Raw genomic sequence first — 17,777 nt, forward strand, 5'->3', positions numbered from 1 at the left:
ATAAAGCCTGCAACGAATGCGTTTGCTGGCTTGTCGTAAAGGTTGCGTGGAGTATCTACCTGCTGGAGGAGGCCATCCTTAAGAACAGCAACGCGATCACCCATGGTCATCGCTTCAACCTGGTCGTGAGTAACGTAAACAGTTGTGATTCCGAGGCGGCGCTGGAGAGCTGCAATCTGTGTACGAGTTGCAACGCGAAGCTTCGCATCAAGGGTTGAGAGCGGCTCATCCATCAAGAAGACCTGTGGTTCGCGGACAATTGCGCGACCCATTGCAACGCGCTGACGCTGTCCACCTGAGAGTGCCTTTGGCTTACGCTCGAGGTATGCCTCAAGGTCGAGAAGCTTTGCAGCTTCGCGGACGCGCTTGTCGCGCTCTTCCTTATCGACGCCAGCGATCTTGAGCGCGAAGCCCATGTTCTCTGCAACTGTCATGTGTGGGTACAACGCATATGACTGGAATACCATTGCGATGTCGCGATCTTTTGGAGCAACGTTTGTTACATCGCGATCGCCAATAAGAATGCGGCCACCATCGATCTCTTCAAGGCCCGCCAACATACGAAGTGATGTTGACTTACCGCAACCTGATGGTCCGACAAGCACGAGGAATTCGCCATCTGCAACGGTGAGATTGAGCTTGTCTACTGCAGGAGTGGTTGTGCCTGGGTAGATGCGTGATGCGCCATCAAATACAACTGATGCCATTTCTTTAACTTCCTTATCCGGGCAGGTACGTGCCCGACGGTCCGAGGGTAAGGCGTTGGCCGGTTGACCAACGGGGATAGATTATCTGCGCGTAGACCGAGAGGGAAGAGGCTCGCTACACTTCTTGCATTATGGACTCTGCGCCCAATGGCTCGATATTTGCTCCAATCGCTCTAGTCATTTTTTTGATTTTGCTCGGTGCCCTCTTCGTAGCAGCCGAAATCGCGTTGATCTCTCTCCGAGAATCTCAAGTCCGTCAGGTCGCCCTCCGTGGTCGCCGCGGAGCCAAGGTCGCCAAACTCCACTCCAACCCCAACCGACTCCTAGCAGCGGTTCAAGTCGGAGTAACGCTCTCAGGATTTCTCTCAGCGGCACTTGGCGCCGAGAAGTTAGGTCAATTTGTGATTCCGTGGCTGGAAGGCCGCGGAATGAAGAGCGACCTTGCCAATACGACCTCACTCGTGGGAGTGACCATCGTGATTGCCTACATCTCACTGGTCTTTGGCGAGCTTGCTCCCAAGAAATTGGCGCTCTTTCGCTCCGAGCCCATCGCAATGTGGTCGGCGGGATTTATCGACATCATCGCAAATGTGTTTAGGCCAATCATCTGGATGCTCTCAAAATCTACAGATCTTGTAGTTCGCCTCTTCGGAATTGATCCGAAGGAAGCTCGCGAGCAGATGTCAGAAGAAGAGCTACTCGACCTTGTTACGGGACATGCAGCGTTGACTGATGAAGAGCGAGATATCGTTGAAGAAGTCTTTAATGCTTCAGAGCGTCAAGTTCATGAACTTATGGTTCCCAGGACTGAGGTTGATTTCATCGACGGTTCTCTCACTATCTCAAAAGCTATTGCGCTCGCTGCTGAGAAATCACACTCGAGGTATCCAGTTGTTCGTGGCTCATCAGACGAGGTCATCGGTTTCATACATGTTCGAGATTTAATTGATCCTGCTCTTGCAAATTCACAAGCCAAGATTCAGGAGTTGACTCGAAACATTATGTTCTTGCCAGGTACAAAAGGCGTTCTTCCGGCACTGACAGAGATGCGAGCACAACGTCAACATCTTGCGATTGTCCTTGATGAATACGGCGGAACAGACGGAATTGTCACTATGGAAGATCTCGTTGAATGCCTTATTGGCGATATTCGTGATGAATATGACGGCGATGAGCAAGATCTAGCCGCATCGTCTCGTACCGGTGATTTCGAAGTCGATGGCTTGATGTCGCTGGAGGATCTTTCAGAGCAATCAGGCGTTGATATTCCTGAAGGCCCATACGAAACAATTAGCGGCTATGTAATGCACTTCCTCGGTCGCATTCCAGTTGAGGGTGACCTGCTTAACGTCAATGGAATTCGAATCACAGTGCTTTCCATGGAAGGCAAGCGCGTAGGGCGCTTACTCATCTCTCGTTCTTGATAATTCAATGGATTTATCCACGTGAATTTGACGGGGTTACCATGCGAGAATACCGACATGACTGTTAAGCGCGTCCTCTCTGGAATCCAGCCCACAAGTGATTCCTTCCACCTAGGAAATTACCTTGGTGCGGTCAAGCAGTGGGTCGAGCTTCAAGATGGCCACGATGCTTTCTACTGCATCGTAGATCTTCACGCTCTCACGGTTGAGACCGATCCCGCTTTATTGCGTAAGCGCACTTTGATGTCAGCGGCACAGTTGTTAGCTCTTGGAATCTCTCCAGAGAAATCAACTCTCTTTGTGCAATCACAAGTTCCACAACACAATCAGCTGGGTTGGATCATGGAGTGCATGACAGGCTTTGGTGAAGCAAGCCGTATGACTCAATTTAAAGATAAGTCAGCAAAATCAGGCGCCGATGCAGCTCGAGTAGGTCTCTTCACTTATCCGATGTTGATGGCGGCCGATATCTTGCTCTATCAATCTCACCTAGTTCCGGTCGGAGAAGACCAACGTCAACATATCGAACTCACTCGCGATATCGCAGGACGTTTTAATTCACGATATGGACAGACCTTCCAAATTCCAGAGGGCTTCATCCTCAAGCAGGGTGCGAAGATTTATGACATCCAAGATCCCACCTCCAAGATGAGCAAGTCATCAGGCTCGGGATCAGGGTTGATCGACATTTTGGATGCGCCAGAAGTAAACCTGAAGAAATTCAAGAGCGCGGTCACAGATGCCGGTCGTGAAGTGAAGTTTGATGCCGCGCAAAAGCCAGGCATCAGCAATCTTCTTACGATTCACTCAGCACTATCAGGCAAGTCAATTGCAGAACTTGAGAATGAATTTGAGGGCAAGGGCTACGGAGACTTCAAGTCAGCGGTAGCAGAAGTTGTTGTTGAATACTTCCGCCCTATCCGCACACATGCACTTGAACTCCTTGAAGATGAAAGCCATCTCTTAAAGATCCTTCACCAAGGTTCAGAGAAGGCACGCGATGTTGCTCAGTCAACTATTGAGGCGACCTATAAGAATCTCGGTGTGGTCCTCTAATGAAAATTCGCGGCATATCTACTGCACTCATTCTTGTGATTTCTGCACTCTTTGCCGCACCTGCTCATGCTTCTTCGACAGTAATTGGTATTGCCTACGATATTGGTGGACGCGGAGATCGCTCCTTCAATGATGCTGCAGCGGTAGGGCTTGAGAAGGCATCGAAGCAATTTAGCTTCACAGTGCAGCCAGTCGTGACTGATGGCACAACGACAGACCGCGATCGTCGAGTCCGCTCGCTTATTGCCAAGAATTGCAACCCCATCATTGTGGTGGGTGCCGGTTATGCGCCCGTAATCCAGGCGCTAGCTGTTGAATTTCCTAATACACAATTTGCGATCCTCAACGATGCCTCGATCGATGCCCTCAATGTCACCTCATTGATTTTCGCTGATACTCAAGGAGCATACCTAGCCGGTTTTAGCGCCGCGCTAGTATCAAAAACGGGAAAAGTTGCCATGATTGCAAATTCCAATCAAGCAGATATCTATCAGAATGGTTTCTTGGCCGGAGTACTCGCTTCAAAGAAGCCAGTGGCTTCAACCGTGAAATATGTCAACGGATCTTCAGTAACCGCTACAAAGCTTGCTATGGATGCCGGATCTGATGTCATCTTTATTGCACGACCAGGATCTGACTCAGAAGTCTTCGCCGCGATTGTTGCTCGCAATAAGGCGAAAGAGAAGACCAAGAGTTTCAAACCCGTTGGAATGATTACCATCGAACCCGATCAATATGTCACTGTCACCAGTGCATCAAAGAAGTACCTCTACGCCTCGGTTGTAAAACATGTTGATAAGGCGATGTACGACGTTATTGCAAAGGCTGTTTCTGGGACACAGTACTTGGATGTTCTCGATCCTGTCGCTGGAATTTATGGCCACCGGTACACGGTCACTGGGGGAGGTATCACCTTCAAGACCTATCTACCGCTCTTGACCTCGGCCAGCGCCTCCATCAATAAAGCAGCTCTTATCGCTTCGAAAATCGCGGGTTAACGACCAATTCCTTCAAGTCCGGGTTGAGAGTTTTCCTATTTGTTACATGCCACGCCCAAGAATTCGCCTTAAAATTTAGGAAAACTTAGAGCGAAAAGATAGGCTCCCACACACAGCCCTTCAGCACCGTAAAAAGCGTGAGAGGGATCCATAGTTCATATTTCCTTGGAGGAAACCTTGAAGAAGACAACAAAGCTTGTTGCAGCCTTCGCAGCTGCAACACTTGCATTCGGTGTAGCTCCAGCTGCAACCGCTGCAAACGCAACAAAGGCATGCCTTGCTCTCGATACAGGTGGCGTAGACGACAAGTCATTTAACGCTTCTGCATGGGCTGGCGCACAGGCTGCTGCAAAGAAGAACTCATCAATCACAGTGAAGTACCTTGCAGCGACATCAGATGCTGATTACGCACCAAACATTAAGAAGCTTGTTGATGAGAAGTGCGACATCATCGTTGGTGTTGGATTCCTTATCAACGGAGCAATCGTTGCTGCAGCAAAGGCGAACCCATCAGTGAAGTTCGCAATTGTTGACCAGGATGGCGAAGACCATGGCGCAGACGGATCTGTCTACCCAGGCAAGAAGTTCTCGAACCTTAAGCCACTTCAGTTCTCAACAAACGAGTCTGCATTCCAGGCTGGTTACCTTGCAGCTGGCGTATCAAAGACCGGCAAGGTTGCAACTTACGGCGGACTTAACATTCCACCAGTCACAATCTTCATGGATGGATTTGCTAAGGGTGTTGCTTACTACAACACAAAGAAGGGCAAGTCAGTACAGGTCCTCGGTTGGGATACAAAGAAGGCAGACGGAACTTTCGTTGGTGGCTTCTCAGATTCAGCTAAGGCGCTTCAGATCTCTAAGAACTTCGAGCAGCAGGGTGCAGATGTAATCTTCCCAGTTGCTGGCGGTCTTGGTGGCGCAACAGCAGGTAACTCAATCGCTTCTAAGAAGTCAGTAGTTATCTGGGTTGACTCAGATGGATTTATCGCAGCTCCTCAGTACAAGAAAGTACTTCTTACTTCTGTAGTCAAGGGCGTTGATATCTCAGTACAGACTGTGATCGCAGATACAGCAGCTGGCAAGTTCTCTTCAACAGGTTACAACGGTAACCTCAAGAATGGTGGAACAAAGCTTGCTCCTTACCACGATCTCATCCGCGTGGTTCCTTCTGCACTTCGCACCGAAGTAACTAAGCTCGGTACAGATATTGCAAATGGAAAGGTTTCTGTTAAGTAATTAACAGATAACCGTTCTATCAAAACGGGGCTAGCGCGAAATCGCTAGCCCCGTTTTGCTTTGTAATAAAGTGATTGGGGCAGTAGATTTACGTACATGTCCCTTGAATTGCGCGGCATTACCAAGCGCTTTGGTGCACTAACCGCTAACGATTCCATTGATCTCAAAGTTGAATCAGGCGAGATTCATGCAATCCTCGGTGAAAACGGTGCCGGTAAGTCCACATTGATGAATATCGTTTATGGTCTGTTGGCCCCTGATGAAGGTTCAATCTGGGTCGATAGCAAAGAAATCACAATCGACTCCCCATTAGATGCGCTGGCTGCTGGAATTGGAATGGTCCATCAGCACTTCATGCTGATACCCGTCTTTACTGTCGCAGAAAACATTGTCCTCGGCCATGAAAAAGTAAAAGGCCCGGGATTTCTAGACCTAGAAACCGCGCGCGCTGAAATTAAGCGGGTATCTGCAGAGTTCAATTTCGATGTAGATCCTGATGCGCTAGTGGAGGATTTGCCCGTCGGTATTCAGCAACGAGTCGAGATTATTCGCGCCTTGATTTACGATGCCAAGGTTCTCATTCTGGACGAGCCAACTGCGGTACTCACTCCACAGGAGACCGATGAACTTCTAAAAAATATGAAGAAGTTACGTGATCAAGGTACGGCAATTGTCTTTATCACCCACAAGCTTCGTGAGGTGAAGGAAGCAGCTGACAAGATCACCATTATTCGACGCGGGGCAGTAGTCGGTACTGCATCTCCAAGTGCAAGCCAAGAAGAACTTGCGTCCCTGATGGTAGGTCGCCCAGTCTCGCTCGATGTAGAAAAAGCCGCACCAAAGCTGGGCGATGTTGCACTCAAGGTCGAACATCTCAATATTCATGATCACACAGGTCGCGCTCTCGTTAAAGATGTCTCCTTTGAGCTTCGTGCTGGCGAGGTACTTGCAGTTGCTGGAGTTCAAGGAAATGGCCAATCCGAGCTGGCAGAGGCGATCGTTGGATTGCAAGAGCATGTCGATGGCCACATCTATCTCGGTGAGGAAGAGATTCATAAGGGGAAAGTGCGCGATGCGCTCCACGCCGGCATTGCATTTGTTCCAGAGTCTCGAGAAGAAGATGGCTTGATTTCCTCTTTTAGCATTGAAGAGAATCTCATTCTGGATCTTCACGATCTCCCTCCCTTTGCTCAGGGCCCGGTAATCTCACAAAGTAGAGTTGCTGAGAATGCCGCTGCGCGCATCATCGAATTCGATATTAGAGCTCAATCCGCCAAGGATTCAGCCTCATCGCTCTCGGGTGGCAATAAGCAGAAAGTTGTCCTTGCGCGCGAGCTCTCTCGCCCAGTGAAGTTGGTAGTTGCATCGCAACCTACCCGTGGCCTTGATGTTGGCTCAATCGAATTCGTTCACGAGCGCATCATTGCCGAGCGTGATTCTGGTCGGGGAGTGCTTCTCTTTAGCACCGAACTCGATGAAGTCGTCGCGCTGGCAGATCGAATCGCAGTGATGTACCGCGGTGAATTTATTGCAATCGTTCCAGCAGATACCTCACGAGAAGAGTTGGGTCTATTGATGGCAGGTGTGAAGAAATGAAGATTCTAAGAAAACTCACCCTTCCGCTTCTTGCATTTGCTATGGCGCTCTTCGTCAGTGGCTTGCTCGTTGCATTCTCTGACTCAAAAGTTCTCGCACTTAAGTCATCACCACTATCTATGCTTTCTAAGGCATTCTCTACCGCCGGAAATGCCTATTGGGCGCTCTTCCGGGGATCGATTTTTGATTCAAAGTTAACTGATGCTGGATTGCTCCATGGTTTCTATCCGCTCTCTGAAACTTTGGTCGCCGCATCGCCACTCATTTTGACCGGACTCTCCGTTGCACTCGCTTTCAAGGCAGGACTATTCAATATTGGTGCGCAAGGCCAATTTATTGCAGGTGCAATCGGCGCAAGTTACGTAGGCTTCCACTTCCAGTTCCCTGTTGTCATCCATGTAATTGCAGCAATTGCAGCGGCAATGGTGTGTGCTGGTCTCTACGGTGGATTTGTTGGATTTCTCAAAGCACGTACCGGTGCGCACGAAGTAATTGTGACCATCATGCTCAACTATGTAGCGGGATATTTCTTGCTCTGGTTGCTCAGTACTAAAGCTTTCCTTCGCCCAGGTCGCCAAGATCCTTTGGCACCGGAGGTACGCATGAGTGCGCGATTGCCACATTTATTTGGAAGCGAACTCCGCGCAAACCTTGGATTTATCATCGCCCTTCTAGGTGCAGGTGCAGTGTGGTGGTTGCTTAACCGCAGTACATGGGGATTTAAGTTCCGTGCAGTAGGTGCCAATGCCTCTGCTTCACGTACTGCAGGAATTTCTGTAGGCCGCTCAACCACAACCGTTATGTTTATCGCGGGTGCGCTAGCCGGTCTTGCAGGAGCAGTACAGATACTCGGCTCAGAACCTGCAATGACCGCTGGCGTAGGAGGAAGCTTCGGATTCGATGCGATCACCGTGGCTCTTCTCGGTCGCGGAACGCCAATAGGAACGGTATTTGCAGCACTTCTCTTTGGTGCACTTCGTGCCGGCGGATTAACGATGCAGGCAAGCACTGAGACACCGCTCGATCTCGTTCTCGTGATTCAGGCCCTCGTTGTACTTTTCATCGCCGCTCCCGCACTGATTAAGGCAGTCTTTAGATTGAAGAACGTTGATGCTGGCCAAGCGGTCGCTTCGAAGGGATGGAACGGCTAATGAGTACCCAAGAAGTTCGATCTCTATCTGCGCCAGAACGTCGTCGCCGTCGCGGAATCATCACGATGGGCGCTCTTGGCTTCTTCGCCCTCATCGTATTTGCAATCCTTCCTCAGGAAGGTCAGCCAGTTACCTACAGCTTTGTTCTCGGAAACGAGTGGGTTCTCTTCAAAGAGTGGATTATCAATTCAAAAACTGGCTCACTCGCCTTTGCTATCGCCGCGCTCCTCGCTGTTGTACTTGCTGCGCTCCAGTTTCGAGCCGGAAAGACCGTTCGACTAGCCAGCGGGGTATTTGCAGTTTCTTTTATGATGTCATTTCTCTGCTGGGCCGCAGCAGGCAAGTTCATCCCCTTCACTGGACTACTTCAAGGCGCACTCCTCTTATCAGTTCCCTTGATATTTGGCGCTATGGCTGGCGTTCTCTCCGAACGATCAGGTGTTATCAATATCGCCATTGAAGGCCAGCTCCTTGCCGGCGCATTTATCTCTGGCGTTGTTGCCTCGCTACTGCATAACAACTGGATCGGCTTAGCCTTTGCGCCAGTTGCTGGCGCACTTATCTCATTACTCCTTGCTCTCTTCGCCATTAAATATGGAATTGATCAAGTGGTCTTGGGTTTTGTGCTCAATGTTTTAGTAATCGGTCTAACAAACTTTTTCTATAAGAAGCTGCTTATTCCGTATCAAAGTGAGTGGAATGCCGCAATTGCATTTACACCGATTGAGATTCCCTTGCTCTCCAAAATTCCAGTGATTGGGCCAATCTTCTTTAGCCAGAGCATCATCGTCTACTTAATGTATGTCGTTGTCGCGATTATTCATATCGCACTCTTTAAAAGTAAGTGGGGGCTTCGTACCCGTGCGGTTGGTGAACACCCAACTGCAGCTGAATCCGTTGGAATCGATGTTAATAAGATTCGCTTTAGAAATGTCATCCTCGCTGGAGCTGTGGCCGGTCTAGGCGGAGCGTTCTTTACTCTTGGCGCAGTTGGCTCTTTTAGCAAAGAGATGACCGCTGGTAAGGGCTTTATTGCACTGGCAGCGCTCATCTTTGGCCGCTGGAGCCCACTGGGTGCGGTTGCCGCAGCGCTCATCTTTGGCTTTGCCGATAATCTCCAAGGATTGCTCACCATCACCGGAACCCCAATCCCATCTGAATTTATGTTGATGGCTCCTTATGTCGCAACCATTATCGCTGTCTCCGGATTCGTCGGAAAAGTTCGAGCTCCGGCTGCGGATGGAATTGCCTACAAGCGTGGAGGCGGTTCCCACTAATGCAGATCGATTGGCAACTCTTGCGCAATGAAGCGCTGGAAGCGATGAAGAAGGCATACGTGCCTTACTCAAAGTTTCCAGTGGGAGTTGCCGCCCTTGTAGATGATGGTCGCATTGTTACAGGATGTAATGTCGAGAATGCTAGCTATGGTTTAACTCTCTGTGCAGAGTGCGGTCTAGTTTCATCTCTCATCGCATCCGGCGGCGGTCGACTCGTGGCTTTTGCATGTGTTGATATCTCCGGCAACCCATTGATGCCATGTGGTCGTTGTCGCCAGTTATTGCAAGAACATGGCGGATCCACACTTCAGCTGATGACCGATGAAGGTGTGAAAACTTTAAATGACTTACTACCGTGGGCGTTCGGTCCAGAAGAGATTGAGACGAGATTGTCATGATTGAACCATTTGCAGCAGTTGAAGTCATTGCAGCCAAGCGCGACAAGTACGAACTCACTGATTCTCAGATTGATTGGGTAATCGACGCTTACACTCGCGGCGTAGTGGCCGATGAACAGATGTCAGCACTTGCCATGGCGATTCTTCTGAACGGTATGAATGCGCGTGAAATTTCTCGCTGGACAAATGCGATGATCAATACCGGCGAACGCATGAACTGGACCGCCCTTGATCGTAAAACCGCAGATAAGCATTCAACGGGCGGAGTCGGTGACAAGATCACTCTTCCACTTGCACCACTTGTTGCAGCATGTGGGGGAGCGGTTCCTCAACTGTCAGGTCGCGGACTGGGCCATACCGGTGGAACTCTCGACAAGATGGAATCGATTCCTGGTTGGCGGGCATCGCTATCAAACGATGAAATGCTTCAAGTTTTGAAAGATACTGGTGCAGTTATCTGTGCTGCCGGTGCTGGTTTAGCTCCTGCAGATAAGAAGCTCTACGCACTTCGCGATGTAACCGCGACGGTAGAGGCTATTCCACTCATTGCCTCTTCCATTATGAGCAAGAAGATTGCAGAAGGTACGTCAGCTCTCGTTCTCGATGTAAAGACGGGTTCCGGTGCATTTATGTCCGACCCCAAGAAGGCATCAGAGCTTGCGCACACTATGGTGCAACTTGGTGTTGATGCTGGCCTCAAGATGCGCGCGCTAGTCACTGCGATGGATGTTCCATTGGGATTAACAGCTGGAAATGCACTGGAAGTGCGCGAATCAGTAGAAGTCCTTGCTGGCGGCGGTCCTGCTGACGTTGTTGAGCTAACAATTCTTCTTGCCCGAGAGATGATTGAAGCAGCTGGCATTGTTGGAAAAGATCCTGCAGTTGCTTTGAAAGATGGAAGCGCAATGGATCACTGGCGTCGCATGGTTGCAGCTCAAGGTGGAGATCCAGATGCAGCTCTTCCTGTTGCGCGAGAACAACATGTTGTGAAGGCAACCAATAGCGGAATTATTACAACTATGGATGCGATGAAGGTTGGTGTATCAGCATGGCGACTCGGCGCAGGGCGTTCCAAGCAAGGTGAGATGGTTCAAGCAGGTGCTGGCATTGAAATGCATGCAAAGCCTGGCGATTACATTGAAGCCGGAGCGCCTCTCTTCACCTTGCATACTGATGAAGCTCCACGTTTTGCTCGTGCCCTAGAAGTTCTAGAAGGCGCAGTGACGATTATTGAAAATGGAGTCGTCGACCGACTCCCACTAGTTCTCGAAAGGATTCAAGGATGAGCGTTGTAAATCCAGATCTCCTGAAGAAGCCGAGCCAAGATCAGGTCAAGCGACTACCTAAAGCGCTGCTGCATGATCACCTCGACGGTGGCCTTCGCCCCGAGACTATTATTGAAATTGCCAAGAAGATTGGGCACGAACTCCCTACCTATGATGCAGCAGAGCTCGCAGAATGGTTCCGTGCATCTTGTGATTCAGGATCATTGGTCCTCTACTTAGAAACCTTTGCTCACACAGTTGCCGTAATGCAGCGTCGCGAAGATGTTGTTCGTGTTGCTCGTGAATGTGCAGTAGATCTTGCTCGCGATGGAGTTGTCTATGCTGAAGTTCGCATGGCACCAGAGTTGCTGACAGAGAAGGGTCTTACGCTCATCGATGCCGTTGAGGCGATTCTCCAAGGTTTCCGTGAAGGCGAGAAAGAGGCCAAGGGCGAAGGCAACACCATTCGCATCTTCTCTCTCCTCTGTGGGATGCGCCAGAATGCACGATCACAAGAGGTGGCTGAGCTAGCGGTGAAGTATCGCGATAAAGGTGTTGTCGGCTTTGATATTGCAGGTCCAGAAGATGGTTTTCCACCTAGCGACCAACTCGACACTTTCGAATACCTTCGCAGAGAGAATGCACACTTCACAATCCACGCTGGTGAGGCATATGGACTCCCATCTATCTGGGAGGCAATTCAGATCTGTGGGGCAGAACGTCTAGGTCATGGTGTTCGTATTGCTGACGATATCGACTTTAATCACACTCCAGCGCGTTTAGGGCGTCTTGCATCGTACGTTCGCGACCGTCGTATTCCACTTGAGATGTGTCCGTCTTCAAATATACAAACAGGAGTTGCGGCATCATTTGCTGAGCACCCACTTGCAAAGCTTTCCAAGCTTCGTTTCCGCGTCACAATCAATACTGATAACCGTTTGATGTCAGCAACTTCGATGTCTCGTGAGATGAACGAGATGGTTGCAGCATGCGATTGGAATTTCCTTGACCTTCAGCGCGTGACGATCAACGCCTTAAAGAGCGCCTTCATTCCTTTTGAAGAACGACTCACAATCATTGATGAAATTGTTAAGCCAAAATTTGCTGCAATCGCAGGCGAATAATGAGTAACGCACTTCTCATCGCTCTCCTTGCAATTACTGCAGCTACATCACTTTACGTTGTTCGCAGTGTGCGCACTATTGGGAGCAAAATCACCGAAGTTCTAGTGCAAGGCCGCGCTCTCGAAAAGAAGTTAGGCGTAGTTGAAAAGAAGTTGCATGCTGATGCTGGTTCAGTATTGGCAAAGATGAATCTGCTTAATCTGCAGCTTCCCGGAATGGCTGAGAAAGATTTTAATTTCATTCTCTCGCTTACAAGTCATCCTGCGCGATTCGATGCACTTGCGCTTGCCTTGCCAGAGCTGAAGAAACAGGTCCTTCAGCCGACAGAAATTATTCTGAACATCGCACACGGCGACATCGCGCACTTGCCACAATCTGTACGCGACCTTGAGGCTACTGGTTTTGTTGTGATCAATGAATGCACAGATCTAGGTCCCGGCAAGAAGTTAATTCCGACGCTGAAGGCCTATCCAGGCATGCCCATCATCGTGGTCGACGACGATCTTCTCTTAAATCCAGAGCTGACCTTGCAGCTCATGCTCGAGCATCATCTCTACCCAGATTCCATCATCGCCTCCCGTGTACACAGAGTCACCTACGCTCAGGATGGCCTTTTAGAGCCCTTCTCAGCGTGGGAGAAGGCCTCAGATAGCCTGGCTGGGCCTTCCTTTGACCTGATGGCTACCAGCGGAGCAGGCACCCTCTTCCCAGCGGGCGCCCTCCACCCCGATGCCCTCGATGAGACTCGTTACGTTGAACTCGCCTTCCATACCGACGATCTTTGGTGGTTCTTCCAAGCTCGACGCAATGGCACAACCGTTCGTCGCTTGCCGGGAAATCGTCCGCTGGAATTCATTCCAGAGACGCAAGAAGTTGGGCTATGGCAGACTGGCAATAAAGATCGCAACGACATCAACTTTAAAAAGCTCGTCGATGAAATTGGAGTAGTAGATGGCAACAAGTAAATACACCCTCAAGCAGGTCGCAAAGACAATCGATTACGCGCTCTTGCGTCCAGATATGTCTCGCGATGAAGTTCGTGAAGGTTGCCTCGTTGCTCTTCAGTACGACGTTGCATCCGTGTGCTGCAAGCCAGCAGACGTCGCATTCTGTGCAGATATCTTGCGAGGCAGCGATGTCCATGTTGGAACAGTTGTCGGCTTTCCTCACGGTAATTCAGCCACATCAGTGAAGGTCTTTGAAACAAAGCAAGTCGTTGCAGATGGTGCAACTGAGATTGATGTCGTGATGAACATCGGTTGGATGAAGTCTGGAATGTATGACGAAGTCCGCGAAGAATTGGCAGCGGTAGTTGCAGCAGCCGGTGGACATCAAGTCAAAGTTATTCTCGAAAACGCATATCTGACTAAAGAAGAAATCGTGAAGGCGTGTCAGCTGGTGGAGGCTTCCGGCGCTGACTATGTGAAAACTTCGACGGGTTTTGCACCTACCGGTGCAATCCTTGAGGATGTAAAGCTGATGCGTGCATCTGTCTCCTCTAAGATGGAGGTCAAGAGCGCAGGCGGTGTAAAGAACCTCGATATGTTATTGGCCTTTATGGATGCAGGAGTAAAGCGCAGCGGCGCATCAGCTGCAGCCGCGATGCTCGATGAATTTAAGGAACGTTTTGGCGCTTAGCCTTGCAAGAACTTCTTCAGAGGTTCGCGGAGCTCATGTAACAGCGCTGCAGACTCTTCTGAAGTCTTGGTAATGACTTCGATGTAGCACTTCATCTTCGCCTCTGTACCCGAAGGGCGCACGATGATGCGGATTCCGCCCGACAGCCAGATTCGTAGGCCATCGGTAGGTGGCAGGCCATCTTTCGGGGCAGCTAAATCATCGATGCTTTCTACTTTTCGTCCTGCAATCTCTGCTGGTGGATTTTTGCGGAGCCCTGCAAGGAGACGAGTAATAGCTGACATATCTGCCACGCGAATTGAAATCTGTTCTGTGCCATGGAAGCCATGGCGCTCCCATACTTCATCGAGCAAGTTCGCGAGGGTAAGTCCATCGCGCTTGAGATCCATAGCAATCTGAGTCAGGAAGATGGCAGCAGATACGCCATCCTTATCGTTAACAGTCTCTGAATCCACTGCATAACCAATTGCCTCTTCGTAGCCGTATGCAAGATCTTCAATCTTAGCGAGCCACTTAAATCCAGTAAGCACTTCTTTAAAGTCAACGTTGTAATGCGCAGCAATTTTGCGGAGAGCAGAGGAAGAGACGATGGAATTTCCCATAGTGCCCTGTGGCTGGGTGCGAGCAATCCATTCTCCGAAGATGACACCGAGCTCATCTCCGCGCAACATGCGCCAACCAACTTTAGGATCATTGATTGCCGCCGCACATCTATCTGCATCAGGGTCGTTAGCGATGACGAGGTCTGCGCCAAAGTCACGTGCCTTGGCTAGCGCTAAATCGATGGCACCTGGCTCTTCAGGGTTAGGGAATGCAACAGTTGGGAAATCAGGATCTGGCGTGCATTGTTCATCAACCAGAATTAATGTGGCGAAACCTGCGTGATTAAAGACGCGCTGTACCGTCTCTGTTCCGACGCCATGCATTGCCGTGTATACAACTTTGATGTCGCCAGGGCGGGGAGCCAACTTCACGGTGCGGGCGATGTATTCAGAGATGACATCTTCACCGAGAATCGTCCACTTATTTCCTCGGGGGAGTGACTTCAGGGATGTCACAGCATCGATATCTGCCGCAATAAAACCATCAGTCGGATTAATGATTTGAGATGATGCGTATTCAATGCCATCTGCTTTAGGGCCGATATAAACCTTGTAGCCGTTATCTTGCGGTGGGTTGTGGCTCGCAGTCACCATGATTCCGACATCGCACTTCAAATGTGATGTCGCAAATGCCAATACCGGAGTAGGAAGTGGACGTGGAAGAATGTAGACATCCATACCCGCACCGCTGAGTATCTCTGCTGATTCTTGGGTGTAATCCTCAGATCCGTAACGCGCATCGCGGCCAATGACGACAGATTTCATTCCGCGCTTGGTCATATATGCAGCAATACCTGCAGCTGCGCGACCAACAACTGCGCGGTTCATGCATGACGGTCCTGCACCATTTGGTCCACGAAGCCCTGCGGTACCAAATTGAAGAAAGCCACTGAACAATGGTGTGAGCGCAGCCTCATCTCCCGCATCGAGAAGAGCCTGGAGATGTGCGGCGGTAACTGGATCTGGATCATCTGCTATCCAGGCCTTTACCTCTTCAATAAGCGCTGCATTCATGCAGATGAGATTACTCGCGTTTCCTTCAAACCGGAATCGGACCCTAATCCGGATCTATACAAGTTTTGGAATAGTTGTCTTGAGAAGCTGACCCATTCGACTAGCAGCAGCTTTGCCTGCAGCGATCACTTCTTCATGGTTGAGCTTCTCGCCTGTCATGCCTGCAGCCGCATTGGATACCAATGAGATACCAAGCACTTCTGCTCCCATTGCGTGGGCAGCAATCGCTTCAGGAACTGTAGACATTCCGACCAGGTCAGCGCCCATAGTGCGCATCATCAAAATCTCAGCAGGAGTCTCGTAGGTAGGCCCGCGCCAGTGAACATAAACGCCCTCTTGAAGTGAGGAATCTTCCTTCTTTACGATCTCGCGAATGCGCTTGCTATATAAATCTGTGAGGTCAACAAATGTTGCGCCAGAGAGCGGTGACTGAGCAGTCAGCGAGATGTGATCGCGAATCAGAACAGGTTCGCCCACCTTGTAACCTGCATTGATTCCACCACAGGCATTTGTCAGGACTACAACTTTGCAGCCAGCTTTAACTGCGGTTCGCACGCCGTGAACAACAGGCTCCATACCCTTGCCTTCGTAGAGGTGTGTTCGGCCGAGGAATACGAGTGCTCGAATTGATTTGCCTTCATGCTCGATGATGTACGAACGGACTTTGCCCGAGTGACCTTCTACTGCCGGTGCCTCAAACCCAGTTAGTTCATGGGCATCGCACTCATAGGCAGGCGTTCCTAGTGCATCGCAAGCTGTAACCCAACCAGAGCCCATTACGAGAGCAACATCGTGCGATGTGACTCCTGTGCGTGCTGCGATTTCTGATGCTGCCTGTGCAGCTGCGGCCATTGGATCTTGATAAAGAAGGTCAGTTGAGGTCATGCCTCAATAATGTCACAGAGAATGGTGCCACTTGAAACGGTCTCGCCTACTACTGCCTTTAAGTTTTTAATCACACCGCTCTTATGGGCATTGAGTGGTTGCTCCATCTTCATCGCCTCTAGGACGATGATGAGGTCTCCTGCTTCAACGAGCTGACCCTCTTCAACTGCAATTTTGACGACAGTTCCCTGCATTGGGCTAGGAAGTCCATCGCCCGATGCGCCAGTAGAGGATGCCTGCTTTGCACGGTGGCGCTTTACTACTGGTTCTGGGGCATGGACGAGGATTTCAAAGCGTTTTCCGTTTACTTCAGCAACGAGCTTTTCGGCAGCTGCCTTGGTCTGAACATCGAGAGCCTCTGATGCATAAGCCGGAATTTCATTAACAAATTCGTTTTCAATGTAGCTGGTGTAGACCTTGAAGTTTTCGGTGTAGTTCGGATCTTCAAGAATGGCACGGTGGAATGGAAGCGCTGTCGCAAGACCTTGAACCTCAAACTCTGCCAATGCACGTCGCGAACGCTGAATTGCTTCTTCGCGGGTTGCTCCAGTAACAATTAACTTTGCAAGAAGAGAATCGAAGTTTCCGCCAATGACATCGCCCTTACGGAAACCAGCATCAACGCGAACGCCAGGCCCTGTTGGAATCTGCCATTCAGTAATGCGCCCCGGAGCAGGCAAGAACGAACGTCCTGGATCTTCGCCATTAATACGGAATTCAATGGAGTGGCCACGCACAACTGGATCATCAAAGCCGAGTGCTTCGCCCATTGCGATACGGAATTGCTGACGCACTAAATCGATACCAGTTACTTCTTCTGAGACTGGGTGCTCAACCTGAAGGCGAGTATTTACTTCAAGGAAGGAGATTGTTCCGTCGAGACCAACGAGGAACTCGCACGTTCCGGCACCAACGTAGCCAGCTTCTTTCATGATTGCCTTGGAAGAGCGATAGAGCTCTTCGTTCTGCGCATCTGTAAGGAATGGCGCTGGCGCTTCTTCAACTAACTTTTGGTGGCGACGTTGAAGTGAGCAATCGCGGGTAGAGACCACAACTGCATTGCCAAATTTATCCGCGAGAACCTGAGTCTCAACGTGGCGAGGCTTATCGAGATAACGTTCTACGAAACATTCACCGCGACCAAAGCCAGCAATAGCTTCGCGAACTGCTGAGGCATAGAGCTCTGGGATCTCCTCGAGTGTGCGAGCGACTTTTAATCCGCGTCCACCACCGCCGAATGCAGCTTTGATTGCAACAGGAAGACCATGTTCTTTTGCGAAGGCAACGACTTCTTCTGCTGTTTCGACAGGATCTTTAGTACCCGCAACGAGTGGGGCACCAGCCGCTGATGCGATACGACGGGCTGAAACCTTGTCACCCAGTGCGCTAATCGCAGCAGGTGA

General features: G+C 50.2%; 16 protein-coding genes. 12 read left to right on the forward strand and 4 right to left on the reverse strand.

The annotated features are described in order from the left end of the window. Positions 1-707, reverse strand: a 707-nt coding sequence (locus ACKOVI_RS04825; protein ID WP_509602929.1) for an ABC transporter ATP-binding protein, incomplete at its 3' end; no start/stop codon positions are given. A gap of 131 nt (positions 708-838) precedes the next feature. On the opposite strand from ACKOVI_RS04825, the gene ACKOVI_RS04830 reads away from it, so the two are divergent. The 12 genes from ACKOVI_RS04830 to deoC all read left to right on the forward strand — a co-directional run bounded on the left by ACKOVI_RS04830 (position 839) and on the right by deoC (position 13,873). Then, complete coding sequence (locus ACKOVI_RS04830; RefSeq protein ID WP_509602930.1) at positions 839-2,131, forward strand: hemolysin family protein; 1,293 nt, start codon at positions 839-841, stop codon at positions 2,129-2,131. Positions 2,132-2,188: 57 nt separating this feature from the next. Next, positions 2,189-3,187: a tryptophan--tRNA ligase gene (gene trpS / locus ACKOVI_RS04835; protein ID WP_509602931.1), complete on the forward strand. Its 999-nt coding sequence runs from the start codon at positions 2,189-2,191 to the stop codon at positions 3,185-3,187. Then, complete coding sequence (locus tag ACKOVI_RS04840) at positions 3,187-4,185, forward strand: BMP family lipoprotein (protein WP_509602932.1); 999 nt, start codon at positions 3,187-3,189, stop codon at positions 4,183-4,185. The genes trpS and ACKOVI_RS04840 overlap by 1 nt, the downstream gene beginning before the upstream one ends. 177 nt (positions 4,186-4,362) lie before the next feature. Continuing rightward, complete coding sequence (locus ACKOVI_RS04845) at positions 4,363-5,424, forward strand: BMP family lipoprotein (RefSeq protein WP_509602933.1); 1,062 nt, start codon at positions 4,363-4,365, stop codon at positions 5,422-5,424. A gap of 96 nt (positions 5,425-5,520) precedes the next feature. Next, entirely contained in the window at positions 5,521-7,020 is a 1,500-nt protein-coding gene (locus ACKOVI_RS04850) for an ABC transporter ATP-binding protein (RefSeq protein ID WP_509602934.1), read from the forward strand. Continuing rightward, positions 7,017-8,171, forward strand: a complete 1,155-nt coding sequence (locus ACKOVI_RS04855) for an ABC transporter permease (protein ID WP_509602935.1) — start codon at positions 7,017-7,019, stop codon at positions 8,169-8,171. The genes ACKOVI_RS04850 and ACKOVI_RS04855 overlap by 4 nt, the downstream gene beginning before the upstream one ends. Further along, the gene (locus ACKOVI_RS04860) at positions 8,171-9,448 is read left to right on the forward strand and encodes an ABC transporter permease (protein ID WP_509602936.1); all 1,278 of its coding nucleotides are present in this window, start codon (positions 8,171-8,173) and stop codon (positions 9,446-9,448) included. Before ACKOVI_RS04855 ends, ACKOVI_RS04860 begins: the two co-directional genes overlap by 1 nt. Beyond that, positions 9,448-9,846 (forward strand): cytidine deaminase, encoded by a 399-nt coding sequence (locus ACKOVI_RS04865; RefSeq protein ID WP_509602937.1) that lies wholly within the window; start codon positions 9,448-9,450, stop codon positions 9,844-9,846. The genes ACKOVI_RS04860 and ACKOVI_RS04865 overlap by 1 nt, the downstream gene beginning before the upstream one ends. Then, the gene (locus ACKOVI_RS04870; RefSeq protein ID WP_509602938.1) at positions 9,843-11,132 is read left to right on the forward strand and encodes a thymidine phosphorylase; all 1,290 of its coding nucleotides are present in this window, start codon (positions 9,843-9,845) and stop codon (positions 11,130-11,132) included. The genes ACKOVI_RS04865 and ACKOVI_RS04870 overlap by 4 nt, the downstream gene beginning before the upstream one ends. Further along, positions 11,129-12,235, forward strand: a complete 1,107-nt coding sequence (locus ACKOVI_RS04875; protein WP_509602939.1) for an adenosine deaminase — start codon at positions 11,129-11,131, stop codon at positions 12,233-12,235. The genes ACKOVI_RS04870 and ACKOVI_RS04875 overlap by 4 nt, the downstream gene beginning before the upstream one ends. Beyond that, positions 12,235-13,200, forward strand: coding sequence for a hypothetical protein (locus ACKOVI_RS04880; protein ID WP_509602940.1), 966 nt, complete (start codon positions 12,235-12,237; stop codon positions 13,198-13,200). The genes ACKOVI_RS04875 and ACKOVI_RS04880 overlap by 1 nt, the downstream gene beginning before the upstream one ends. Next, on the forward strand, positions 13,187-13,873 hold the full coding sequence (deoC, locus tag ACKOVI_RS04885; RefSeq protein WP_509602941.1) for a deoxyribose-phosphate aldolase: 687 nt from the start codon (positions 13,187-13,189) through the stop codon (positions 13,871-13,873). The genes ACKOVI_RS04880 and deoC overlap by 14 nt, the downstream gene beginning before the upstream one ends. Here the strand turns inward: deoC and ACKOVI_RS04890 are convergent. The 3 genes from ACKOVI_RS04890 to ACKOVI_RS04900 all read right to left on the reverse strand — a co-directional run. After that, positions 13,870-15,489 (reverse strand): phospho-sugar mutase, encoded by a 1,620-nt coding sequence (locus tag ACKOVI_RS04890; RefSeq protein WP_509602942.1) that lies wholly within the window; start codon positions 15,487-15,489, stop codon positions 13,870-13,872. The genes deoC and ACKOVI_RS04890 overlap by 4 nt on opposite strands. A 54-nt stretch (positions 15,490-15,543) precedes the next feature. Next, positions 15,544-16,374, reverse strand: a complete 831-nt coding sequence (locus ACKOVI_RS04895; RefSeq protein ID WP_509602943.1) for a purine-nucleoside phosphorylase — start codon at positions 16,372-16,374, stop codon at positions 15,544-15,546. Next, positions 16,371-17,777: acetyl/propionyl/methylcrotonyl-CoA carboxylase subunit alpha (locus tag ACKOVI_RS04900; protein WP_509602944.1), on the reverse strand; the 1,407-nt coding region annotated here is incomplete at its 5' end. The genes ACKOVI_RS04895 and ACKOVI_RS04900, both read right to left, overlap by 4 nt.

Origin of the sequence: Candidatus Planktophila sp., assembly GCF_046070465.1 — a bacterium.
In the GTDB taxonomy this organism is placed as follows: domain Bacteria; phylum Actinomycetota; class Actinomycetes; order Nanopelagicales; family Nanopelagicaceae; genus Planktophila.

Excerpts from the sequence above, each read along its gene's own strand:
- ACKOVI_RS04830 (WP_509602930.1), top strand. The coding sequence starts at position 839 with ATGGACTCTGCGCCCAATGGCTCGATATTTGCTCCAATCGCTCTAGTC.
- trpS (WP_509602931.1), top strand. The coding sequence starts at position 2,189 with ATGACTGTTAAGCGCGTCCTCTCTGGAATCCAGCCCACAAGTGATTCC.
- ACKOVI_RS04840 (WP_509602932.1), top strand. The coding sequence starts at position 3,187 with ATGAAAATTCGCGGCATATCTACTGCACTCATTCTTGTGATTTCTGCA.
- ACKOVI_RS04850 (WP_509602934.1), top strand. The coding sequence starts at position 5,521 with ATGTCCCTTGAATTGCGCGGCATTACCAAGCGCTTTGGTGCACTAACC.
- ACKOVI_RS04855 (WP_509602935.1), top strand. The coding sequence starts at position 7,017 with ATGAAGATTCTAAGAAAACTCACCCTTCCGCTTCTTGCATTTGCTATG.
- ACKOVI_RS04860 (WP_509602936.1), top strand. The coding sequence starts at position 8,171 with ATGAGTACCCAAGAAGTTCGATCTCTATCTGCGCCAGAACGTCGTCGC.
- ACKOVI_RS04865 (WP_509602937.1), top strand. The coding sequence starts at position 9,448 with ATGCAGATCGATTGGCAACTCTTGCGCAATGAAGCGCTGGAAGCGATG.
- ACKOVI_RS04870 (WP_509602938.1), top strand. The coding sequence starts at position 9,843 with ATGATTGAACCATTTGCAGCAGTTGAAGTCATTGCAGCCAAGCGCGAC.
- ACKOVI_RS04875 (WP_509602939.1), top strand. The coding sequence starts at position 11,129 with ATGAGCGTTGTAAATCCAGATCTCCTGAAGAAGCCGAGCCAAGATCAG.
- ACKOVI_RS04880 (WP_509602940.1), top strand. The coding sequence starts at position 12,235 with ATGAGTAACGCACTTCTCATCGCTCTCCTTGCAATTACTGCAGCTACA.
- deoC (WP_509602941.1), top strand. The coding sequence starts at position 13,187 with ATGGCAACAAGTAAATACACCCTCAAGCAGGTCGCAAAGACAATCGAT.
- ACKOVI_RS04890 (WP_509602942.1), bottom strand. The coding sequence starts at position 15,489 with ATGAATGCAGCGCTTATTGAAGAGGTAAAGGCCTGGATAGCAGATGAT.
- ACKOVI_RS04895 (WP_509602943.1), bottom strand. The coding sequence starts at position 16,374 with ATGACCTCAACTGACCTTCTTTATCAAGATCCAATGGCCGCAGCTGCA.